The sequence below is a fragment of the Fuerstiella marisgermanici genome, assembly GCF_001983935.1.
GTDB classification, from domain to species: domain Bacteria; phylum Planctomycetota; class Planctomycetia; order Planctomycetales; family Planctomycetaceae; genus Fuerstiella; species Fuerstiella marisgermanici.
On sequence record NZ_CP017641.1, the window covers coordinates 2,613,272 to 2,635,649 of the forward strand.

Annotated in this window: 18 protein-coding genes; 10 read left to right on the forward strand and 8 right to left on the reverse strand. The window is 57.2% G+C overall.

Annotated elements, in window-relative coordinates; all coding sequences use genetic code 11:
• Positions 1–1,410 carry a glucose-6-phosphate isomerase gene (locus Fuma_RS09905; RefSeq protein ID WP_077028205.1) on the reverse strand — a complete coding sequence of 470 codons (1,410 nt, stop codon included), beginning with the start codon at positions 1,408–1,410 and terminating at the stop codon, positions 1–3.
• 504 nt (positions 1,411–1,914) lie between these two features.
• On the opposite strand from Fuma_RS09905, the gene trxA reads away from it, so the two are divergent.
• Together trxA and Fuma_RS09915 are read left to right on the forward strand one after the other, a co-directional pair.
• On the forward strand, positions 1,915–2,244 hold the full coding sequence (gene trxA / locus Fuma_RS09910; protein ID WP_077023997.1) for a thioredoxin: 330 nt from the start codon (positions 1,915–1,917) through the stop codon (positions 2,242–2,244).
• 190 nt (positions 2,245–2,434) lie between these two features.
• Positions 2,435–4,183, forward strand: a complete 1,749-nt coding sequence (locus Fuma_RS09915) for a coiled-coil domain-containing protein (protein ID WP_077023998.1) — start codon at positions 2,435–2,437, stop codon at positions 4,181–4,183.
• A 213-nt stretch (positions 4,184–4,396) separates the two neighbouring features.
• Here Fuma_RS09915 and Fuma_RS09920 read toward each other — a convergent pair whose 3' ends face one another.
• A complete protein-coding gene (locus Fuma_RS09920; protein WP_077028206.1) occupies positions 4,397–4,594 on the reverse strand; it encodes a cold-shock protein in 198 nt (65 codons plus the stop codon).
• Between the two features lie 1,477 nt (positions 4,595–6,071).
• Between Fuma_RS09920 and Fuma_RS09925 the strand changes: the two genes are divergently transcribed.
• Complete coding sequence (locus Fuma_RS09925; protein WP_077023999.1) at positions 6,072–7,427, forward strand: SAM-dependent methyltransferase; 1,356 nt, start codon at positions 6,072–6,074, stop codon at positions 7,425–7,427.
• 278 nt (positions 7,428–7,705) lie between these two features.
• Here Fuma_RS09925 and Fuma_RS35210 read toward each other — a convergent pair whose 3' ends face one another.
• Positions 7,706–7,849 (reverse strand): hypothetical protein, encoded by a 144-nt coding sequence (locus Fuma_RS35210; RefSeq protein WP_158520926.1) that lies wholly within the window; start codon positions 7,847–7,849, stop codon positions 7,706–7,708.
• A gap of 222 nt (positions 7,850–8,071) precedes the next feature.
• Between Fuma_RS35210 and Fuma_RS09930 the strand changes: the two genes are divergently transcribed.
• Positions 8,072–8,710, forward strand: coding sequence for a response regulator (locus Fuma_RS09930; protein WP_083731935.1), 639 nt, complete (start codon positions 8,072–8,074; stop codon positions 8,708–8,710).
• Positions 8,711–8,718: 8 nt separating this feature from the next.
• On the opposite strand, the gene Fuma_RS09935 is transcribed toward Fuma_RS09930, so the two are convergent.
• Positions 8,719–10,638 (reverse strand): DNA gyrase/topoisomerase IV subunit B, encoded by a 1,920-nt coding sequence (locus Fuma_RS09935; RefSeq protein ID WP_077024001.1) that lies wholly within the window; start codon positions 10,636–10,638, stop codon positions 8,719–8,721.
• A gap of 764 nt (positions 10,639–11,402) precedes the next feature.
• On the opposite strand from Fuma_RS09935, the gene Fuma_RS09940 reads away from it, so the two are divergent.
• Positions 11,403–12,017: a hypothetical protein gene (locus tag Fuma_RS09940; RefSeq protein WP_145944083.1), complete on the forward strand. Its 615-nt coding sequence runs from the start codon at positions 11,403–11,405 to the stop codon at positions 12,015–12,017.
• Positions 12,018–12,043: 26 nt separating this feature from the next.
• Here Fuma_RS09940 and Fuma_RS09945 read toward each other — a convergent pair whose 3' ends face one another.
• The 3 genes from Fuma_RS09945 to glnA form a co-directional block, all read right to left on the reverse strand.
• On the reverse strand, positions 12,044–12,934 hold the full coding sequence (locus Fuma_RS09945; RefSeq protein ID WP_077024003.1) for an RAD55 family ATPase: 891 nt from the start codon (positions 12,932–12,934) through the stop codon (positions 12,044–12,046).
• Positions 12,935–13,070: 136 nt separating this feature from the next.
• Entirely contained in the window at positions 13,071–13,733 is a 663-nt protein-coding gene (locus Fuma_RS09950) for a UbiX family flavin prenyltransferase (RefSeq protein ID WP_077024004.1), read from the reverse strand.
• 323 nt (positions 13,734–14,056) lie between these two features.
• Positions 14,057–15,490 (reverse strand): type I glutamate--ammonia ligase, encoded by a 1,434-nt coding sequence (gene glnA / locus Fuma_RS09955; RefSeq protein ID WP_077024005.1) that lies wholly within the window; start codon positions 15,488–15,490, stop codon positions 14,057–14,059.
• 211 nt (positions 15,491–15,701) lie between these two features.
• Here glnA and Fuma_RS09960 point away from each other — a divergent pair, with 211 nt between their 5' ends.
• The 5 genes from Fuma_RS09960 (at position 15,702) to xerC (ending at position 20,959) form a co-directional block, all read left to right on the forward strand.
• Entirely contained in the window at positions 15,702–16,010 is a 309-nt protein-coding gene (locus Fuma_RS09960; RefSeq protein WP_077024006.1) for a hypothetical protein, read from the forward strand.
• Between the two features lie 420 nt (positions 16,011–16,430).
• A complete protein-coding gene (locus Fuma_RS35215) occupies positions 16,431–16,595 on the forward strand; it encodes a hypothetical protein (RefSeq protein ID WP_158520927.1) in 165 nt (54 codons plus the stop codon).
• Positions 16,596–17,026: 431 nt separating this feature from the next.
• Complete coding sequence (locus Fuma_RS09970) at positions 17,027–19,129, forward strand: ArnT family glycosyltransferase (RefSeq protein WP_077024008.1); 2,103 nt, start codon at positions 17,027–17,029, stop codon at positions 19,127–19,129.
• 530 nt (positions 19,130–19,659) lie between these two features.
• On the forward strand, positions 19,660–19,881 hold the full coding sequence (locus Fuma_RS09975; protein WP_077024009.1) for a hypothetical protein: 222 nt from the start codon (positions 19,660–19,662) through the stop codon (positions 19,879–19,881).
• Between the two features lie 163 nt (positions 19,882–20,044).
• The gene (xerC, locus tag Fuma_RS09980; RefSeq protein WP_077024010.1) at positions 20,045–20,959 is read left to right on the forward strand and encodes a tyrosine recombinase XerC; all 915 of its coding nucleotides are present in this window, start codon (positions 20,045–20,047) and stop codon (positions 20,957–20,959) included.
• Here xerC and Fuma_RS09985 read toward each other — a convergent pair.
• Positions 20,950–22,320, reverse strand: a complete 1,371-nt coding sequence (locus Fuma_RS09985) for an AAA-type ATPase lid domain-containing protein (protein WP_077024011.1) — start codon at positions 22,318–22,320, stop codon at positions 20,950–20,952. The genes xerC and Fuma_RS09985 overlap by 10 nt on opposite strands.
• Positions 22,321–22,378 lie beyond the last annotated feature (58 nt).

Genomic DNA, 22,378 nt, shown 5'->3' on the forward strand with positions numbered 1-22,378 from the left:
TTACCCCTGCGACAAATTCGCGTTCATATTCTTCTTGTACGCTTCCACGCCTGGCTGGCCATAGGGATTTGTGCCGACAAGGCGGCCTTCGACGACCGTTGCCAGCATCAGCATTTGGAAAACCTGGCCGATGGTGTGTTCGTTAACGGTGGGCAGAAGGATGTCGGCCGTGGGGCGGTTGTCGTCGGCGTAGGCCTGGTTGGTTCCGTCGATGGCAGCTTGAAGGATTTTGGGCAGAGGGTAGCCGGCGAACTTGTTCAGCTGATCGTGGTCGTCTTCGCGTTCTGGCAGAGTCAGCGGATCGGAATTCGGGGCACCGGGCAGCAGGTTGGTGATCAGTTTGTCGCGTCGACCTTCCTGATGCTGCTGGCCTCGGCTGTGCAAATCGCGAGTGTTCACGACTGTCAGCGGGGTCGCTCCTTTTTCGTGTTTGCCCAGACTTTCTGACAGCAACTGGTCGTACCAGAGGCCGACAGCTTCCAGCTTGCTTCCCCACGTCGACAGAATGCGAGTCGTCAGCCCCTGATCGACTTCGAATGCGTGTCCGACCGCCGTGTAATCCAGCACGGCGTTGCTGCCGTAGTCGGCGTGGCGAAAATGATCTGTCATCGCAACCGCTCCCTGCAGCAGCTGGCGAACGTTCAGGCCGGCGACCGCGGCTGGCAGCAGGCCGACTGGTGTGAGCACCGAAAACCGTCCGCCGATACCGTCCGGAATCGAAAAAACGTCTTCGAATCCGGCTTCGTTAGAAAGGTCGCGCAGCTTTCCGCTGTCGCCGGTGACTGGCACGATGAGTCGTTTGGCGTCGTCACCAAACTGGCGTTCGATGAGTGCTCGGAAATTGCGGAACGACACAGCCGTTTCCATCGTGCCGCCGGATTTGCTGATCACGATGACGGCCGTGCGAGCGTCAGCGACGGTGTTGTCTGTAGCGCAGACGGCTCGTTGTTCGCACAGGTTCAACAGTGCCTTCTGCTGATCGGAATCAACGTTCCAGCCTTCGTAATAAATTCGCGGCACGCCGTTGCGTTCGCTGCGAGATAGTTCGTTGTGGTACGGGTGGCCCAACGCGTCGAACATGGCCTTCATGCCCATGTAGGATCCGCCGATGCCCAAAATCACGACACCGTCGGCCGTTTCGCGAATCCGAGCCGCGCAGTTTTCGATGCGAGCGACAAGGCTGTTGTCGCCGTTTTCGTTCAGGTCCAGCAGCAATTCTTCGGGCCATTGAATGAACCCCGCATCCAGCGGGTCTTTGGCTGGTGGAACGGCCGCGCCACTTTGCCACAATTCAACGTCGTTCAGAGTTTCATCGCGTGCGTTTTCGAGGTCCGCTTTTAGTCCCTCAAACCGTCCGTCCGCAAGGTAAGCCAACGCAGCTGATGGGTGATATTGCAGCAGTGAACTCATGGTAAATTCCGTGTTGAAGGAGACGCTGTGAGCAGACTTCGTGTTGTACAGAATTCTGATCGAATGACAAACGGAGTGCGGCGGGGCATGTTCATGACTACACCGGAATTGAGAAGCCCACGAAACAAGCCTATCTAAAATCAGCCGCATCCGATCGTCGTCGAAGGCGTTGGAGGCATGCAATCGCAGCCCGCCGCGTTCTACATGCCCCGTGTCCGCCGTAGTTTGACTTTCCAGATTGGCGGGACGAAAACGCTGCAAATTCGAGACGATTGAGTCCGCGAAATTCACGGATTTGACGCCCGTCTCCTCCCGTTGACACTTTGCCGCACTTTATCGATAATCTGAACTCGAACTTACCCCATGCGTCATGTGAACAAATATCTGCGCACACCGCACAGAATGTGTAAGGAAACGAGCCCCAAACACGTCGGATTACAGACTGCGGCAACAATGTAATTGGCCACAGGTCCGGCAACTTGATTAGCAGGAAGAAGAAGTAAGATGGCAGAAAATCTGCAGGAATTTACCGATGCAAACTTTGATGCGGACGTGCTGAAATCGTCGGAACCCGTCCTTGTGGACTTCTGGGCGCCATGGTGCGGACCTTGTCGCATGCTCATGCCGACCATCGAAGAACTCGCGGGCGAATACGCGGGAAAAGTTAAAATAGGCAAAGTGAATACGGACGAGAACCAGCAAACAGCGGCTGGTTACGGAATTACGAGCATCCCGACTGTGATGCTGTTCAAAGACGGCGAAATGGTCGATAAAGTTGTCGGAGCACCTCCGAAAGAACATTTCGTGAAGATGCTGGACTCGGCAGTCGGCTGATTCGACCGGTTCACCAAAAATACATCTGACCGCCATGGGTTTTCATTAGCCCATGGCGGTTTGTCGTATTGTGGTGCGCAATGAATTGTCTCAGAATCTGGCGGACTGACTGTCAGAAGCCACGTCTTTTTACGAGCTGGGCCATTTTGCAGTCACGTTGGATGCCAACACCCGTCGCCGGAAATCCCACTTGAGCCACCAGCCGGACAATGCTCAGCCTGCCGAAGACGCCTCCCAGAAGGCGGAGGGCCGCGCATTGGTTATGAAGCAGCACGGCTCAGACGCTGCGGCGTACTCGCAGGCAGAATCCGACGGCGATGCGTTTAAGGTCCTTCTACAAGCCAGCGCGGCAGCCGAAGCGCTGCAGCACCGATTTTCTGAATTACAGTCGCGCCAAGCAGAACTGGTTGCCGAACGTACCCAGCTTAGCGCCGATCGAGGCGCGTTCGAAGCTCGCGCACGCGAGTTTGCCGAACAGGTGGCACGCGACCGGACCGCTCAACGCGAACTGACCGCAGAACTGCAGGAACGCCAGCAACACCTGAAGCAACTGCAGCAGGAACTGGATCATCAACGCGAAATCATCGAAGAAAATCGCGAAGAACTCGACAACAAACGCCAGCGACTGCACGACGCCGTCAACGACGAACTGGCTCGCGAACGCGAAGCCATGCAGCGGCAGCGCGATGCGTTGGATCAGGAGCGGACGCGGCTAAGCGAGCGGACTGAGCAGCTGGAACGACAGCACGCCGATCGTCTACAGCAGGTCGACGAAACTCTGGAAGCTGAACGCGAAGCGATGCGTGAGGCCGTTCGCCGTGAACTGGCGACTGAGCTGGATCAGCTGCATCGCGAGCGACAGGAATGGAGCAATCGGCGCGAAGCTGAGCAGCAGGCATTCCGACAGCAGGAAGAAGACCTTCAGCAGCAGCGCGAATTGTTCGGCGAGCAACTCGAAACAGAACATCAGCGGCTTCGCGAAGAGATCGAAAAGCGAAAGCAGGCGTTGCTGTCTGAGCAGAACAATCTGCAACGACGCTACCGGTTTCAGTTTGAACACCTGGCTCGATCGCGCGAAGACTTCGAACTTGAGTTGCGTGAACTGCGCCGCGAACAGCAGTTGTTCCGATGCGAACGCAAGAGCTTCGAAGATCAGCACCGACTTCGTTTTCGTCAGTTGCAGCAACTGCGAGCCACTTTGATGGAACGCGACGCGTCACTGCTTCGTGAACAGAAAGTCATCGACCGTCAACGAGTCAGCGCGGAACTCGACATCAAACGACAACAGGATCGCACGGCCGAACATCACGCGTCGGTCATGCAGGATCTGGATTCGCGAACGCGACAACTGCGGCAGGCCGAACAGGCGTCAGCGGAAACGGCGCGACGCGTCGAGCAGCGGCTCCAGCACGTGAATCAAATGCGCGGCGAACTGGATGCCAAGCAACGTGACATTCTTGAGCAGCGGTTGATTCTGGAAGAACTTCAGGCGACTCACCGCGAAAATGGTTTGACACTGGAACAGCATCCGGGCTACCTACAGGCTCGAAAGTCTGTGGAATCGTTCTTCGAGCAATTGCATCAGCACCTGCAGGCCGAACGCGATCGCCTCGAAAGTCAGGCCGTAGAACTGTCGTCGCGACAAGAGCAATTCCGCCGCGATCGCAACGATCTGGAACGCTGGTTTGCGGAGCAGGAACTGAAACTGGCCGAACGTGCGCCGAACGATGCGGAAACCGAAGCCGTGGCCAAAGTCGCCCAGCTGGAAGAAGAATTGGCGACGGTACGCATGGAACGCAATCGTGAGCGTCGTGAAACCGAAGCCAAGCTGCGTCAGTTTCTGGACCAGCTGTCGGCCGCCGAATCAAAGGCAATCGCAAAGCATCGCGGCCCGTTGCCGGAACTGGATGACGACGACGAGCAACGTTCGGCCGCGTAGAGCAGCTTGACGAAGGCGAACCAATGCGGTGCTGGGCAGGCAATTGCCCGCGTGTGGTGCAGGCAACCTTCTGACGCCGCAGGTTCGGTTGGCCAACGGTCGTGTGTTTCTGCCTTTGAAATTGCCCGCTTATCGTCACGTGCGCGCACGAAAAAACGTCGCGTGTCTTCTGAAGGACGCACGACGTTTTATTTACATCAACTTCGTTTCGTCTCAGACGACGCGAACGTTTTCTGCGCGTGGTCCTTTAGGGCCTTCGCCGACGTTGTAAGAGACCTGCTGGCCTTCTCGCAGTTCTTCGTAACGGATGCCTTCCAGGGCTGAGCTATGAAAGAACATGTCTTTCCCGCTTCCGTCCTCAATAAAACCGAATCCCTTGTCGGTCATTCGCTTGATCGTACCTTCTGCCATCTTATTACTCACTAACCTGAAAATGTCGGCCACCTCGAACACGCAAAACATATGTGTGGCCGGTAGCAGCCTGAGAGTGTTTCCTAAACAGATGGTGGGGGTCAAAAGTTCCCGTCTACCCAAGACAGGGAGCCTCAAATCACTCCGTTCACCATCTGTATTTCTGACGTTGCCTTAACTAACCGCGCTCGCCTCGCATGCGAGCGACCAAGCTGAGGGGTTCGTTCGACTGCGGGGTGTCGTCCCCGTTTTTCCGCTGAGTTCGACGAGCTCGCTTCTTATCGGCCTTAGCCTTCTTTTCCATTTCGCGTTGTCGTTTGGCGAAGGTGTTTTGATTCTGTGCGATAATTCTCTCCTTTTACTTGGCGGTGTGGCCCGCTTGCCGGTTGGGAGCTGACGCTCCGATCAACATTGTTCACTTCCGTCGTTCGCTAAGCAAGCTGCCAAGCCTGGACGGAAACTGTTAATGACAGGGGCGGGGCGACCCGCCTGCCATTCGGAGCTAACGCTCTGACAAACGATACAATTCTGATTCTCGTCATTTCCGCGAAAGCGGGAACCCAATATAGTGCGATGAATCCTCGCTTTCGCAGGAATAACGACAACACTTGGCGTTTAGCGCTTCGTTGCGGAATCTTTAGCCAACTTGCGAAACGCTCAGCCAGGAAAAGACTGATCGTTTATGCCAAACGGTAGACGCCGCTTCGACCGGAATCACGGACAAACAAGAAAGTCACGAAATTCGATGCGCCCTACGGCGCGAGCAGCTTTCCAGAGCGGTGCACGTCACCGATGGTTGGCAGCGATCGTCAGCAAACGGGCTGACGAAACAAGGACAGACTGATAAAGCCACCCAGCTTTACCTCAATACTCTGCCCGACAAAACTCTGTCCGATCAAGATGCACCAAACACCTTCGTGTTCAATGCGACTCGCTTATTCCCGATCGTCGAGCCCTCCGCTGCGAATATTCGCGAACGTTGAGCTGGCGTCAGTGTAGCCGAGCCGAACGACTTCGCCAACCGTCTTTCTCCAGAAACGCGAATCCATGCGCAAAAGGCAGGCCGCGCGAGGCGCCATGAACGCCGCAGAAATTCACGGCTCTGCATTTGCGAAGATGGCTCGACAATCGCGTAGCAGCCACGGACTGCAACCGTTGGCAAGCAGCGCAGCATAGGCGAGCCGCCCGACAAAATCACCAGCGTTTTCAGTGCGCCGCAGGTACCGCCTCGCCTTGCCGCTCCCTACGCCGAAGACGAACACGTATCTGCGGGTGACCGCCGAGTTCGCGACGTTCCGCGATCGCTATTGACCGGTTTTCAGGAAAACAGTACTTGACGGTCTGATACGCGATATCTGGTGGCAATGGCATTTCTGTCATTACGTGATGGGCCTTCGTCGGTCAGGGACGAACACGAAATCTCCGCCTTTTGTAGCAAACGAGTTCTTCCTTCCTTTTGCCTTTTGGGATATCCGCAATGTTCGGACGCGAACAACGACGAAAGCGACAAATTGCAGCTGCCAGAACTTTACTGGAACAGTTGGCAGTGCAAATCAACAATCGCGTTTCGGTGCGGCTATGGGATGGAACGTTGGTGCCTCTTGGAACCGACGTTGACCCCGAACTGGTTTTGTCGATCAGCGGGCCTGGCGTGATCGGTTCACTCCTCAGACGGCCAACCTCAGACAACCTTCTGCGACACTATGCGCTAGGCCACATCGATTTTCATGGCGCCGACATTCACACGTTTCTGGAAGCGTTGACCGTTCGCAATTCGCGGCAGCGAGCGAAGAAGATCAATAAGTCAGTACTCGTGAAATCGTTGTTCCCGTTCCTGCTGGAACGTTCGACATCGTTGAATGTGCAAAACGCATACAAAGGCGACAGCACTGGTCGAGAACGCGAACAGGTTGAGAACCTCGACTTCATCCAGTTCCACTATGACGTCAGCAACGAGTTTTACGAGTTGTTTCTGGATAAGGAAATGGTCTACACGTGTGCCTATTTCCGCACCCCCGAAACGTCACTCGACCAGGCGCAAATTGACAAGCTCGACATGACGTGTCGCAAGCTGCAGCTTCAGCCCGGCGAACGTTTTCTGGACATTGGCTTCGGCTGGGGTGGCCTGCTGTGCCATGCCGCCAAACACTATGGCGTGAAAGCGCACGGCATCACGCTGTCGACGGAACAGCTCGAATACACAGAGCAAAAAATCCGTTCGCTGGGACTTCAGGATCAGGTCACGGTCGAGATCTGCGACTACGCGAATCTTGAAGGTGAGTTCGACAAGGTCGCATCGATTTGCATGTACGAACATGTAGGTATCAACAACCTGCCGAGCTTCATGAAGAAGGTCAATTCGCTGATGACCACGAACGGCCGTTTTCTACTGCAGGGGATCACTCGCCCTGGCAAGACCAGTATGAAAGAGTTCCGCAAGCTGAACGCCGATCGTCGCCTTCTGGCCAAGCACATCTTTCCGGGTGCGGAACTCGATCATCTCGGACACATGGTCACATCGATGGAATCCGCCGGCTTCGAAGTCGCAGACGTCGAAGGGTGGCGAAACCACTACATTAAGACGTGCCGAATCTGGTGCCAGCGTTTGTACGAAAACCGCGACACAGCCATCAAATGTGTGGGTGAAGAAAAATACCGCATGTGGTTGCTGTACCTAGTCGGCTGCAGCATGGCATTCAAGAACGGCGGCGCTCGGCTGTATCAGGTCCTTGTCGAAAAAGTGGCTAAGAAGGAAGAGTCCGGAATGCCCGCAACTCGCGATCACCTCTACGGCCACGAATCCCGCGACGTCTCCAACCGCCGCGCTGCTTAAGGCGGGATGGCCCGCCGACCGATTGGAGCTGACGCTCCGAGTAGTAGACGTCGTTCCCGTAGGTCACTCACCAGATCAAGCGCGCCATACCGCGCGCTTGGCCTTCACAGCTTGACAAACTGGCACACTCACCTTGCACACGTTTGACCGCACACGTGATCGCGTCACCAACCGCGCTCACCTGCCAGGGTGGGATATCCCGCCGGCAAAGTGAACCTGACTCGCGCATCAACGCGCATCAGTAAAACCGACCTTCGACCACAACTTGCGCACCAACTTCATACGCCGTCACTATCGGCGACCAACGGGAGCACCGCCGGCGATTCAGCCGTTACACCGTCACCCGTTAGCCACGCCAATCGCCCGCCGGTGCGCACCGGCAACAAAAACTGTTCGTCAAAAAATTCGGTATTAGAAAACATTTTGAAAGTATTTTAAGCCTTCTGCGCGCGAGCGGAAAAGCGCGTTGTGGAACGAGATCTTTCGGGCGAATCACCAATCGTTTCACTGGATTCAACAAGGGCCGACTCGTAAAATTCGCCCTCGGACCTGACCCCAGGTAAACCGACTACCAGATACCAATACGTCCTTGTGCGAACGGATCTGTCAGCCATGCGCACGGGCCCGCCACAGGAAGCTTTTTGATGTCGGATTCACGTCCTCTCACATACACCCACCGACTCAGAAACCAACTCAACCAAATCGTGTTGGAAGCAGAATCATTGCTTCAGCACAATGAGTTCTCACCGGACGAAGCCACACTGCGACAACTGGAACGCATCGAATCGTTGGCGCTGAAGCTTCATCAGGTGGAATCAGAACTGAAGTTGAGTGTCGATCCTGAGTGGTTGGAATCCGTCACGCGCGTGCTGGTTGTTGAAGACGACGCGATGCAACGAGTCAGCCTCGCGACTGCTCTTCGCGCTGAAGGTTGTTTTGTGGCGACGGCCGCTGACGGCAACGAAGCGATCGATTACCTGTTGCAGGCCATGTCGCCCGACGTCATCCTTCTGGACCTCGTGATGCCTCATTGCGATGGCGTTTCTGCGAATCGAGTAATCCGACATTCGGCGTTTGGTGGCGGCGCGAAAGTAATCGCACTGACAGCTCACGACGCCACAGATCTGGACCTGTCTGACTTCGACGCTTACCTTCAAAAGCCATTCAGAATTCCAGACCTGCTCGACACAATCAGCGCGGTCCTGAAAAGCGAAGATAAGGCCGAAGACAACGGTACGCTGGTGACGTCTCAAGGGCAGGACGAACAACACAGCGAACTTTAAGTCGCCGTTTAAGCGTCTACGTCGTCAGCGAAACTCGCGTCTTCCATGATGACTTTGTATCGCTCAGACGCTTCCTTGCCCAACAGCTGGTGAAACGTCTGGTCTGCTTCCAGCTGACTCTCGATGTCGACTCGCAGCAAAACACGAGCCGCAGGATTCAGCGTCGTGTCACGCAGCTGCGACGAATTCATTTCGCCCAGCCCCTTGAACCGCAGCACCGTCGGCGTCCGATTCTCAGGCAGCGATGCAAGGATCTCCTCTTTATGCGCATCTGTCTGCGCGTAGTGAGTTGTCTTGCCGACTTCGATCCGGAACAGGGGCGGTTGAGCGATAAACAACTTGCCCTGTCGGATCAATTCCGTCATATGGCGGAAGAAGAAGGTCAGCAGCAGAGTGGAAATATGGTACCCGTCGCTGTCGGCATCCATGAGCAGAATGATGCGAGCGTACCTCAGGCGATGAATGTCAAAATTCGGCCCAATGCCCGTTCCCAGCGTTTCGACAAGGTCGTTGATTTCCTGGTTCTTCAGAATCTTTGATAAGCCCAACGACTCCGTATTCAGAATCTTGCCTCGCAGCGGCAGCACGGCTTGAGTCGACGAATTGCGGCCCATCACGGCAGTTCCGCCGGCCGAATCACCTTCCACGATAAACAGTTCTGAATCGCCGGTATTCTTGGTCTGACAATCCACCAGCTTGCCCGGTAGATTCGTCCGTCGGTTGGCCACCGACTTGCGTTTCACGTCGCTCACCGCATCGCGGCTGGCCAGGCGAGCTCGCGCAGAAAGCACGATGCGCCCCAGAATCGCGTCGGCCACAGTCGGGTTATTGTTCAGCCAGTTTTCCAGCGCCGGACGCACAAGGCCGTCGATCATCGACGTCATTTCCGGGTTATTCAGCCGCTCTTTGGTCTGCCCCTGAAACATCGGGTCGCCGTGAAAAATCGACAGCACAGCCACGACACCTTCGCGGATGTCGTCCGTCGTGATGTTTACTCCACGCGGCTTAAAGCTGTGCACCTCCATATAGTTGCGAACGGCTTTTGCCAGTCCCGCTTTCATGCCGTTTTCATGAGTTCCACCAGCATGAGTGCGGATGCCGTTGACGTAGCTGCGGATCTGTTCGTCCGTGCTTTCCGTCCACTTCAGAACCAGCTCAACCCGAGCCACCTTGTCATCTTTGTCCGTCTTGAACAACAAGTCGTGAACGGTTTTCTTGCCGCTGTCACCGATCACTTTTTCGATGTAGCTGACAATGCCGTCCGGGTGGTGCAGTTCGTGAGTTTCGCCTTTGTGTTCGTCTTTGAACACGATCGTCAGGCCGCCGTGGATGTACGAAATGTCTTCCAGGTGCTGACGGATCGTTTCTGAATTGAACTGCGTACGCCGAAAGATCGTGTCGTCCGGCTGAAAGAAAATCGTGGTCCCGTGGCCTCGAAACGGCTTCACTTTCTTCGCCGGAGCAGTCGGCTTGCCTCGCCGATACGTCTGTGTCCATTCGTGCCCGTCTCGATGAATCGTCGCGACCATCTTCGACGACAGCGCGTTGACCACAGACGAACCCACGCCGTGCAGTCCGCCGCTGCGAGCGTAGCTTTTGTTGTCGAATTTTCCGCCTGCATGCAGCGTCGTCAGAATAACTTCCAACGACGACTTCTTCATCTTTGGATGCTTGTCGACGGGGATGCCACGGCCGTCATCGCTGACCGTACAACTGCTGCCGTCCTTATGCAGAGTCACCACAATGCGTTTGCATTCGCCCGCCAGAAATTCATCAACCGAGTTGTCGACCACTTCCCACAACAGATGATGCAGTCCTCGCGAATCCACACCTCCAATGTACATGGACGGACGCTTGCGGACCGGTTCCAGCCCCTCAAGAACTTCAATGTCGCTGCCGGTATAATTACTTTTTGTCGCGGTACTCATACGTCGATTCTTTGTCACACGATAAGCCGTGTGTAGATTTAATGAGGGCCAGTGGCACACAAACCATCAACCATGCCTGACGCATCAATGGTGCTGGTCTGTTAAAAATTTGGTGTTGAACAGTCGTTCTTTGTTGGTTTGTAAATTGTGGTATGGGTTTACGATTCGCCCGGCGGGCGGCAGCACTTAGCCTTGGGCGTAAGCCCAAGGTCGTGTTCTAACAAGCTTGAGAAAGCCCCGAAGGGGTGACACCAGTTGTTGTTTTATCCTTTTGCTGTCGCCCCTCCGGGGCTTTGTGGGCGTCGCGTCTCTAACCTCGGGCTTACACCCGAGGCTAAGTGCTGTCGCCCCTCCGGGGCAAAAACACAGTAGTAAATGACGATGCCCCCGCAGCTTGCCACTCACGGATGGCTCCGCAACTTCGCCTAAACCGGCACCACAACCACAGATCGCGAACAATACAAAGTCCGCTCAAACCTTGCCATGCCGGTACGCACCGACGGGCGGTCGGTATGCACCGACGGGCGATTGGCGTGGCGGGCGGGTGAGCCGGATAGAAGCTGAAGCGCCGGCGATGTTCCCGCTGGTCGCCGGTAGGCACCGGCGGGCGGTTGGCGTGGGGGGGGCGGATGAGCCGGATTGGAGCTTAAGCGCCGGCGATGAAATGGGTTGACTATGGCTGGTGCGGCTCGACAATTGCAGCGCATCGGCGGTGCGTTTCACGCGGAACGGTTTCGTCGGAAGCATGGAAAGGTACGAGCGAAATGAAGTACGTCGCCACAATCATCTTAGTCGTTGTCGCGTTCTTCTGTGGCCGCTTCTTCGCCCCGCAGCAGGAGTCGTTGCCCAGTATCCCGATCGCTTTCGTCCAGGCAACTCAGCCCGTAGCGGTTGCGATTGAGGTGGATCTTGAAGACGAAGACGCCCGCAGTGAAGGCGATGGCGCGAGTGTACACGACCTGAAGGGGACAGCCGTCTACACGTTTTTGAACATAACTGATCGGCCAATTTCGATCTCATTTCCGCCCGCTCGAACGTTTCATGTTTCAGAAACACAAATCGCGAAGGGCGAGCAGCAAACCCCGGCAGCACTCACTGCGACTCAAATTATCCAGCTCGCCCCGAACGAATCTACCAAGCTGTCCGGCCCGTGGTCATGCGTCATCACTGATCAAAAGTCCGAAATGCTGAGCCCCCGCGCGGGCTGGGAAGGGTACACGTTTCAGCCGCCTCCCGACGCTCAAGCTGATCACAATTTCCTGTCAGGCACATTGATTGCATTCCAGTCGTTCGAAGGCTTCTCGTCTCATCAGGAATTCAACTCGGCGGCCGCGCATCTCAAACTCGTTGCCGATGCCGCTTCGACTCCCGACAATTAGTCGCTGACTCGCGCTGCAGCCTCAAGCTACGACGGCAAAATCTGAAGGCCTTGTTCCGCGATTTGGTACGGCAGAATTTCGTCGCTGCACGCGCTGCCGCGATGCTTGGCGACGTAGAGGGCTCGGCCAATCTTGTTGCCGTCGCGCGTTTTGCCGAGCATGATAATGGTGTTGGCGTTCGATAGCACATCGCCCGATTGAATCGGCCGTGAAAGCAGGTCGTCCAGCATCACTTCGTGACTGGTGTACAGCAGCAGGCCGCCGATGTCCTGGTTGTCGTAAGCGTGCTGCTCGACCTTTTCTTGCTGCGACCGAAAATGGACGCGGAACAAATCGCGAGCCAGCCAGTCGTGTTCTTTGCGCAGGATCTGGTGATAAATGTAGTCGAACAAATGGAACTGGAACGAGTCAGAATCCTTCTCCGTCGGCTCAACGCCATCGATGACAGCTCGCCGCACCCCATGCACAAAGTTGCCATAGAAGAAGGCAATCGTCTGATCCAGACGTCTCATTAAATCGGCTTTGAACTCCTGCCATTGTTCCGGCGGCATGTCACCGATTGTGACTCGCCGACCACCACGGTGAAAGACGTGAAGGTAGTCGGATCGAATTTCCGCTTCGTCCCAAACCACGGCCGGGTCGATGCGATCGATTAATTTTCGCTGGCGGAGTTTCCAGTTGAACATCCGTTCGGCATATTCTGCCTGGTTTTGTGAATCGCCGCGCGTGGTCAGGTCGAAGATGACGCCGGTCTGACCTTCCTGCTGTTCGCCGGCTTGAGCGTAACTGACGCCGAGTTGCGTTTTTCCAATACCGGTGGCGCCCATGACCACGGTCAGCGTTCCCGGAATCAGGCCTCCGCCTAGCGCTTCGTCAAGCTTCGGAATGCCGGTGGATTGTCGATTGGCGTTGGTCATTTGCGGTTTTGTTTCCGTGTTGAAAAAGGGATTTAGTGGAGTTCGCCAGAGAGCCCGATTTGGGTGGCGGATCGCAGGAACTCGGGCGAGCCCCACTACGAGTCGCCAGTCCTGGCAAGCGGATGCGTCCGATTTCTTACGACTCATCACCCCAGCGTTGGATGAGCGAATTCGGAATTCGCAAATGGTCGCAGATTCGAGCGACCACAAAGTTCACCAGATCTGCCACGCAAACGGGGTTCTGATAGAAGCCGGGCATGGACGGAAGGATGGTGGCACCGGCGTTCGTGAGCCGCACCATATTCTCCAACGCAATCAGACCAAGCGGCGTTTCGCGAGGTACCATGACCAGCGGTCGACGTTCCTTCAAGTGAACATCCGCCGCTCGCTGAATCAGGTTTGTCGACGCGCCAGTGGCGACGGAAGATAACGTTCCCATCGAGCACGGGCACACGACCATGCCGCTGGTTAGAAACGAACCGCTCGCAATCCCTGCTGAGTAGTCTCGGATTGAATGGCAGTGCAGGCGAGCGTCCGTGGGTGGTTCGAAACTGTCGAAGCCCCATTCAGCGGCGGGATGCTGATCGAAAGCTGTGGCCAGAAAAGTGAGCCACTCCTTCGACGTTGCCGCTTCGCCGGGCAGTTGAGTTCCCAGTTCTCGCAGTGCGACCTGCCGAGCGGCTTCGCTGACGACAAGGTGCAGCGTCGCTCCGGATTGCAGCATGGCTTGAGCTAACCGGATGGCGTACGCCGTCCCGCTGGCTCCGGTGATGGCGAGGACGTAGTTTTGCGACTCCATGGTGATGCCGGTTCGTAATTCGGATAAGCGAAGTGAATGTCGAGACACGGGCCCTGAAAGGTTGGAACAAAGTATCTGGCAGGTTGTCGTGGATCGTTTCGACTTTCCCGGGCGCTTGTGAATGGTACAGGAAAAGCGGTCCGTGCGTCGTGCGGCCCTCCCCCGATCTTGCTTCGCTCGATCGACCCCTCCCGCAATAAATTGCGGGAGGGGTTATTACATTCCGCGACTGTCTGCAGCGACCGACGGGAGCACCGCCGGCGCTTCAGCCTCCACCCGGCTCCCCCGCTCCCCACGCCAACCGCCCGCCGGTGCGTACCGGCCTAAAAGTAGAGGGCGAATTCGTAGGGGTGAGGGCGTTGGTTGAGGGCGTCGACTTCTTCGGAGCGTTTGAAGCGGACCCAGTTCTCGATCACGTCCGGAGTAAACACGTCGCCTCGCAGTAGGAAATCGTGGTTGGATTCAAGAGCGGCCAAAGCGTGTTCCAGCGTCGCGGGCGTCGACGGCACGTCTCGTCGTTCTTCTGGCGCGAGGTCATACAAGTCTTTGTCCAGCGGCTTGCCGGAGCTGATGCGATTTTGGATTCCGTCCAGCATCGCCATCAGCACGGCCGACATCGCGAGGTACGGATTGCAGGTAGGATCCGGGCACCGGAACTCAATGCGTCGATCTGCTTCGTCGCCGGAATTCACCGGGATGCGAATCGCGGCCGACCGATTGCGGTAACTGTAGGACAGGTTGACCGGGGCTTCGAATCCGGGAATCAGTCGTTTGTAGCTGTTGGTCGACGGGCAGCAGAACGCCAGCAGGGACGGCGCGTGTTTGAGAATTCCGCCCATCGCGTACATGGCGGTTTCGCTTAGGCCGCCGTAGCCAGCGCCCGCGAACAGCGGCGAGCCGTCTTTCCACAAAGACAAGTGCAGGTGCAGACCGGAGCCGTTGTCGTTGAAGACGGGCTTGGGCATGAAGGTTGCCACTTTGCCGTGCCGAGCCGCGAAGTTGCGAGCCAGGTATTTCAGTCGCAGCAGGTGGTCCCCGGCGCGTTGTAGCGGGGCTGCTTTGAGGTCCAGGTGGCACTGGCCGCCAGTCGCGGTCGCTCGCTGCTGGCTGTTAACCGCCACGCCACTTTCCGCCAGCACCAGCATCAGTTCCGTGCGAAGGTCCTGAAGCGTGTCCATCGGCGGCATTGTGAGGTAGCCGTCGCGGTGACGAATTTGGTGAGCGGTCGACGATGGACGGTCGCTGTCGCCGTTCCATTCGCCTTCACTGCTGTCGATGCGGTAGTAGGCTTCGTGAGCGTTCTGGTCAAAGACAACGCTGTCGAACACGAAGAATTCGATGTCGCTGCCGACGTTGGCCTGGTCCGCGATGCCCGTCGACTGCATATACATTTCGGCCTTGCGAGCCACATGGCGGGGGTCTCGCGGATAGCTTTGGTGCGTGACGGGATCCTTGACGTTGCACAAAATCGCGAGCGTGTTCTGCAGGCACGGGTCGACGAACGCCGTCTGAGCATCGGGGACGATCAGCATGTCACTTTCATGAATCGCCTGCCAACCCTGCATGGACGAACCGTCGAAGCCGAACCCGTCTTCGAACCTGGCTTCGGTCAGCTGTTCGGCCGGGATCGTGACGTGTCTTTGTTGGCCCAGGAAATCGGCGAAGCGAAGATCAATCGCACGGATTTCGCGCTGGCGGCACAGGGCGAGGACTTCTCGCGGAGACTGTTCTTTCAATGGCTGAGCGGTCGCTGTCATGATTTGAAGTTTTGCAGAGGCGCGAGACCCGTGGAGATTCGGTTCGCCGGGATAGGATGAAGAAATGCTCGCCTGATGTCACATGTTAGCGGATCGCGCGGCGAGGGCGAGCGTGGGAAGGGGAGGGAAAACAGAAGAAGTCGCCCGCGGATTTTTCTCCTTCTGCCCCAGCCTTCATCGTTCAGCCCTCATCCCGTACACTGCCACGGCTATGCCCAAACTGCCTCAAAAACGCGAACCCCAGCCCGACGTCCCCACTGTGCCGATCGCATTGCTGGTGACGCTCATGGTCAGCTTCGCGTTTTTCGGATTGCTGGCCGTGATCCTGCCCGGCGCCGGGATGATGGCCCTGACCATGTTCGTCCTGGGAGTCTTCTTCTGGCTGCAGTACGTGATCTGGGGCAAGTGGCTGTTCGGACTCGCGGTAAGAATGGAACACAAGGCTGAAGCGGCCGAACGCCAGAAGGAAGAACGAATGGCCACGAACCAACACCAATCCCCAAACACCGATTCACCATAACTCCGTTCCACGTGAAACACGCCGGTACGCACCGGCGGGCGGTTGGCGTGGGGGAGCGGGTGAGCTAGATGAGAGCTGAAGCGCCGGCGGTGCTCCCGATGGTCGCTGGAGAAGGGTTGCGGCGAGGCGGGCAGAGCGCGGCTTTGTGTTCCACGTGAAACAGGCCGGGCCGGTATGCACCGGCGGGCGGTTGGCGTGGGGGAGTGGGTGAGCCGGGTGCGAGCTGAAGCGCCGCCGGTGCTCCCGTTGGTCGCTGGAGAAGGGTTGCGGGGAGGCGGGCAGAGCGCGGCTTTGTGTTCCACGTGAAACAGGCCGGTACGCACCGGCGGGCGGTTGGCGTGGGGGAGCGGGTGAGCTGGATGAGAGCTGAAGCGCCGGCGGTGTGCCCGGTGGTCGCTGGAGAAGGGCGGAGGCTGGCTGATGTTCGCGCTGGGCGTCTTCTTTTGGCTGCAGTACGTGATCTGGGACAAGTGGCCGTTCGGACTCATGGTGAGAATGGAACACAAGGCAGAAGCCGCCAGGCAGCAACAGCAATCGCCGATCGCTGCGGAGCAGAAGCCGCTTGCCGATGCCTATCCGAACTGAGACTCGTTCCACGTGGAACGGGTTGCACCACGACGTATCTCGATCTCATTGAATTCGTTTAACCCGCAGCCGGAGGCGCAGGCGTCCGCTCTGACGTGGGATTCGCTAGCAACGATCGGAAACTTACTGTCGGTGCTTTCGCAGCTGCGGCTGGACGCCCCAGCCGCAGCACTTCCGATCGAACCTTCGGCGACAGGCTGCTGCCGACCGTGTGTCGGATCATCAAACTGCGTTCAGCCCGCCACGCTCACGCCTGCGCCTCCGGCTGCGGGTTAAACGATCCAACCGCGACAGATCGACTCTGGAGAGAACGATCGACGTCTGTTTCACGTGGAACGAACGGACGATGGCATTCCAATCACCAATTTCCGAAGATGCCGCCGCGTCGGACATCTCAAATCTGCCATTTCAGATCTTAAAATTCTGCCTCCATGAAGCTTCCCTGTTCCAAACCCGAACTCGTCCTTGTCGGCATGGCCATCGTAATGGGCGTGTTGCTGCGAGTTCAGCATCTGGACCGACTGGCCGTCGAACACTTTGACGAAGGCGTCTACGCCGCTGGCCTGTGGCACGACGGCGACTTTGGGACCTCGTACCCGCATCGTCAACTGTATGCACCGCCGCTGCTGCCGACGATGATTGAAGTCAGTTCTGCCATCACAGGGCATCAGCCGTGGGCCGTTTTTCTGCCGAGCCTCCTTCTGGGCTGTGCCACCATCCCGCTGATGTGGTGGCTGGCTCGCATGAGCTTCGGAATGAACGCCGGACTGTTCATCGTGTACGTGGTTGCTTTCAGTGACTACCACATTCAGTTTTCTCGCATGGCGTTAACAGACGTGCCCGTGCTGTTCTGGATGACTCTGGCCGTGACCGTCGCAGCAGCGGGAATCAATCGCAGTTCGTACCAGCTGATGATCGTCGCCGGAATCTGCTGCGCCGCAGCGTGGTGGACGAAGTACACCGGCTGGTTACCGCTGGCAATCGTCAGTAGCGGAGTTGCCTTTCGATGGCTACTGAGACAACGCACCATCGCGACGTTCAGGACATCGGCCGCGCTGGTTCTGGTGATGGCTGCGACGGCCTTCGTCTGCTGGTCGCCCTGGCTTTGGATGTTGCAGGACGCTGGCGGCTATGCGGCCGTCGCTGCGAACCATTCTGGCTACTACACCGGGTTGAGTCAGTGGCAGAACAACATGGCGGCTCACATCATGTACTACTTCCACTTCGACAGCTGGCTGGCCGCGCTGGCTGTGATCGTTGGCATGATGGCCGCCGGAAGTCGGCGCTGGATGGAACTGGCTCAATCAAGACCTACCGATCAAATAGCCACCGACGCCACTTCCACTGACGCCGCGCCTTCCAAATCGACAACAGCACCAGCATGGTTTCCGCCGCCACGGTTGCTCGCCAAATTCTGCAGCACAGCACTAGTGATGGGCGTGGTGGCGACTGGTGTGAGTTCCGTTGGGCTGCTGACATGTCTTGGAATCGGCGGCCTGGCTGGAATGTTTCTGTGGCCAACGTTGACGGAGTTGCACCGTCGCCGAGTCGAACAAGACACGTCGCTGATCATGCCGGGCGGCGCAGGTTTCTTTCCGGCCGATATGAGAGCCGCACCGGCCATCGATCCCATGATCGGATTTGCCTTCGCGGCATCGTGGCTGTTGGGAATGGTGTTCGCCACGCCGATGTATTCTCCGTTCCCTCGATTGTCGATGCCTCTGCTGGCGTCGATCTGGCTGGCCGGAGCAGGCGGCGTGGCATGGTGGATGGAAGCCAACACCAACGTCGCTCGCCGAAGTCCGATCGACGATGTCCCACCGCCCGGGCCACTCAAGCGAATCGTCAACGCGATGGTCGTGGTCGCGTTAGCGCTCACGATTTCAGTCACGGGCGGTATCCGAACACCAACCATCTGGCGCGACCGAACGTCGCTGCGAGATGCGTCGTGGCATCTGGGGGAAGCCGCTTTGCAGGATGCGGCGGGCAAGTTTCAACCCGAAGCCATTCCGTGGGTCACCGAGGAGGATGGCATCATCCGTCCCGATCCGCCGGAACAATTTGACGAAGACGGCAACCTGATTCCGCCGCCCGGATTTATGGCTCAACTGTACGAACGGATTTCAAAACCGTACGACACCTCGACACCACTCGCGGACATCGACAAACCAACCTGCGTCGTCTACGGGTTCGGCGAACCGTCCGTGTTGTTCCATCTTCGCAACGCCGGTTTGAATGTATCTCCGGTCCAGGACGTCAACTTCCCACCAGCCGCGTTGAACGGCGAGGAACTCCCGACCTACCTGGTCCTCGGTCCGAATGCGCTGCGCACCGAAGAACTACTCTACGACTGGACAGTCGCCCAGTACCGGTTCGAGCATGTCGCCGACTTCCGTTTCGCGCCGAGTGACGTCGTCCTCTTCAATCTCTTCTCCCCCATGTTCGTCTCACAACACGACGAAGCCTACGTCCAAAAACTCGAACTCTATCGCGTCGGTACGCACCGACAGGCGGTTGGCGTGGCAGGCGAGTGACGGTGTGAAGGCTGATGCGCCGGCGGTGCTTCTGTAAGTCGCTGGGGGTGAGGAAGTGGGGCGCGATGTCTCCAGCAGTACAACCCCGGAGCTCGCGCAAAATTGTGGCTCGACTTTCCAAGTCGAGAAGCAGCCCCTCCTACAAACCTCACGCTCCCACATGCTCAATCCGCCCTCGCCAATCGCTCGCACAATCGCCGCCGCGCTGCTATCCGAACGGGCAGAAGCGAGAGGCAATTCGACGACGTTCGCGCGGTCTTTTTTGTCGACTCGGAGAGTCGACCCACAATAATCGCAACCGGCACCATTTGCCGGTTGCAGTTGTCCGTTGAAGTGGTCTTTGGGCGACTCATCGCGCCGAGGTAAATCCCGCACGGCAACGCATTATTTCGTCTGTGACGCCTGGCTTCGTTATAGCGCACGAAACGGATATCGGGTGCCTCAACAACCTTCAAAACAATGGTGACGCGTTGTTCCGATACCCACCGTGGGGCGCAATAATTTCTTCAGATCCACGGCAGGAGGCCGTCATGTCGACATCGCTAAACGTGCTGGCAATGGTGCGTGAACAGCATCGGTTTGTATTTGTCTACGACGACCACAGCATCGACACACTGCTGGATACGTTAAGCCAATACGCGGAAGATCCGGATCTGGAATTCACATGGTACGACGCCGCCATGTTGGCTCAACGAGTCCGCGGGATGCTGGAACAACAGCAGGCATTGGAAGACTTTCCTAACGCAGCATAACGTGTTGCACAAAGTACGCCTGAGAGCAGTTTACGTTTTGTTGTGGACAGTTCGGGCTCGTGGGAAGCAGCCCCCATAGTCCAAGACATTTGTTCCGCGGCCACAAGTCAGCGAGCTTCGCTGTAGCCTCCGCGCTGTCCAACTTCAATGGCGAGGTTGCTAAATGAAGAATGCCGTTCGATCATTTTTGAACTATCTCAAAGTTGAACGCAACGCGTCACCACTGACCATGAAGTCATACGGGGACGACCTGATTCACCTGCAGGAATTCTTTGAAGAACAGCACGGGCACATCCCCGAACCGTCCGACGTCAACGTCAGCCAGTTGCGAACGTATGTGGCTTACCTTCACGAATGCGGATACGCGCGAGCCACGGTGGCTCGGCGACTGGCGTGCCTTCGCAGCTTCTTCCGATTCTGTAATCGCGAAGGCATCTGCGAAACGAATCCAGCAAAGCCACTCAGAACGCCTCGCGCTGGCCGCAAACTGCCTCACTTTCTGACCACGGACGAAGTCGGCCGACTACTCTCCACGCCACCGGCCAACAAGAACGATGGGCTGCGTGATCGAGCGATCCTGGAAACGATGTACTCAGCGGGCTTGCGTGTTGCCGAACTGGTGAGCCTGAACCTTAGCGATTTGGATCGAGCGTCGGGAATTGTTCGAGTGCTCGGTAAGGGACGTAAAGAACGGGTCGCTCCGATTGGCAGCTTTGCGTTGAAAGCCTTGGCAGCCTGGCTGGACGTTCGCAAACCAGACACAACCGCCAGCGCCGCAGAGCAGGACGCGTTGTTTCTGAATCGTTTCGGCAAGCGTCTGACAACTCGCAGCATCGGGCGAATGCTGGAAAAGCATATTAAGATCGCGGGCCTGTCGATTCAGACATCACCCCACACACTGCGTCACAGTTTTGCCACTCATCTTTTGGACGGAGGCGCGGACCTTCGAAGCGTGCAGGAACTATTGGGACACAAGAGTCTCACGACCACACAAATCTACACGCACGTCAGCACTCGCCGCCTGAAAGAAGCCTACGAAGCGGCTCACCCGCACGCTCAGCCACACACTCAATCGTGATCGTCATCCAGGCCCAGAGTTTTCAAACGCCGGTACAGACGAGGTCGCGTCATGCCCAGTCTGCGAGCAGCCTCAGCTTTGTTACCGTCGCAGGCTTGCAGTGTTTGCGTCAGTACGTCGGCCTCAAACCGAAGCATAATTTCTTCGAGCGACTGAACGGGCGCGTCCGGAGTCTGCGGCAATTGTTGAGCGTCCTGGCCGGCGCGAAACGCGAACGGCAGGTCTTCAACTTCCAGCTTCACTGAAAAGCTGTCTTCGCACGCCGTCGTGATTACGTCGCGCAGTTCGCGCACGTTGCCAGGCCAGCGGTAGAATCGCAACTCACGTTCCACGTCGTTGGTCATGCCTTCGGCGGATGTCTCCAGCGTTCGTTGGCATTCTTCAATGAAGTGCTGAGCCAGCAAAACGATATCGTCGCCACGCTGGTGCAGAGGCGGCAAGTCGATCTGCAGTGTGGAAAACAGAGCTCGAAATTCCGGCAGCAGCCATCCTTCCTGTTCGGCGGCGAGCAGCGAATCACTCGTCATGGCAACCAGCCGAACGCCCGTCAATTCCGCCGCAAAATCCTCAACGATAGCCTGCTGCACTTCTCGCGGACATCGGTCGGCATCAATCAACAGCAACGTTCCGACCCGTCGATGAGGCGCGCCCTGTTGTTCGGGGGAAAGCTGTTTCAGACGTCCCAGAGTGTCCAGCAGGTGGTCCGGCAAAAGCAGTCGGCAATCCAACGCGACGAAGCTTTGTTCGTGATGTTGACCGGCCACGTGGATGAGTTTCGCCAGATGCCGACGTCCGCTTCCCGGCGGCCCTAAAATGCTGTAACCGCAGTCGGCCCCCTTCAACAGTTCCGCCTGAAACAAAGCTTTGCGAATGGCGGGGCAGTTGCCCAGAAATGACTGATCGGAAAACCGTCGTCGAAATTCGTTTCGAAGCGACGTCACTTCCGCGTGAAGTTTTTGCGTGAGTGACGTGCCAACCGGCGCCGCAGCGGAAGCTTCGTGGCGAACAATCAGTATACGTGAAACGATCCCGTCCGCATTCGGAATCGGGACGAACACCAGCGTCATTTTCACGCCAGTCCCGTTGCGGTGCGGAAGCACAACAGTGGTCGATTCCATCTCACCGTTCAGCACCTCGGACGACGGCGCGAGACCACTCGTGAGCAGGTCGACGGGCGTGGCGTTGGGAGCAACAAACGGCGCGCATTTCAGTCCCTTGATCTGATCCGCAGGCCAGCCGGTGAGTTCTTCCATGCCAGCACTGAAGAACCGAACTCGCCGTTCATCGTCCAGCGCGCACGCTGCCATGGTCGTTTCGGACAGAGCAGCATCCAGCAGATTTCTTTTTCGGCGAGCCGTCATTCCTGGTGATCGCCATGTCGGGGAAGAGTCATGTGATGCATGTACGGTTCCATGGTTG

Coding starts and splice junctions, on each gene's coding strand:
- Fuma_RS09905 (WP_077028205.1), bottom strand. CDS start 1,410: ATGAGTTCACTGCTGCAATATCACCCATCAGCTGCGTTGGCTTACCTT.
- trxA (WP_077023997.1), top strand. CDS start 1,915: ATGGCAGAAAATCTGCAGGAATTTACCGATGCAAACTTTGATGCGGAC.
- Fuma_RS09920 (WP_077028206.1), bottom strand. CDS start 4,594: ATGGCAGAAGGTACGATCAAGCGAATGACCGACAAGGGATTCGGTTTT.
- Fuma_RS09925 (WP_077023999.1), top strand. CDS start 6,072: ATGTTCGGACGCGAACAACGACGAAAGCGACAAATTGCAGCTGCCAGA.
- Fuma_RS35210 (WP_158520926.1), bottom strand. CDS start 7,849: ATGTTTTCTAATACCGAATTTTTTGACGAACAGTTTTTGTTGCCGGTG.
- Fuma_RS09930 (WP_083731935.1), top strand. CDS start 8,072: ATGTCGGATTCACGTCCTCTCACATACACCCACCGACTCAGAAACCAA.
- Fuma_RS09935 (WP_077024001.1), bottom strand. CDS start 10,638: ATGAGTACCGCGACAAAAAGTAATTATACCGGCAGCGACATTGAAGTT.
- Fuma_RS09940 (WP_145944083.1), top strand. CDS start 11,403: ATGAAGTACGTCGCCACAATCATCTTAGTCGTTGTCGCGTTCTTCTGT.
- Fuma_RS09945 (WP_077024003.1), bottom strand. CDS start 12,934: ATGACCAACGCCAATCGACAATCCACCGGCATTCCGAAGCTTGACGAA.
- Fuma_RS09950 (WP_077024004.1), bottom strand. CDS start 13,733: ATGGAGTCGCAAAACTACGTCCTCGCCATCACCGGAGCCAGCGGGACG.
- glnA (WP_077024005.1), bottom strand. CDS start 15,490: ATGACAGCGACCGCTCAGCCATTGAAAGAACAGTCTCCGCGAGAAGTC.
- Fuma_RS09960 (WP_077024006.1), top strand. CDS start 15,702: ATGCCCAAACTGCCTCAAAAACGCGAACCCCAGCCCGACGTCCCCACT.
- Fuma_RS35215 (WP_158520927.1), top strand. CDS start 16,431: ATGTTCGCGCTGGGCGTCTTCTTTTGGCTGCAGTACGTGATCTGGGAC.
- Fuma_RS09970 (WP_077024008.1), top strand. CDS start 17,027: ATGAAGCTTCCCTGTTCCAAACCCGAACTCGTCCTTGTCGGCATGGCC.
- Fuma_RS09975 (WP_077024009.1), top strand. CDS start 19,660: ATGTCGACATCGCTAAACGTGCTGGCAATGGTGCGTGAACAGCATCGG.
- xerC (WP_077024010.1), top strand. CDS start 20,045: ATGAAGAATGCCGTTCGATCATTTTTGAACTATCTCAAAGTTGAACGC.
- Fuma_RS09985 (WP_077024011.1), bottom strand. CDS start 22,320: ATGACGGCTCGCCGAAAAAGAAATCTGCTGGATGCTGCTCTGTCCGAA.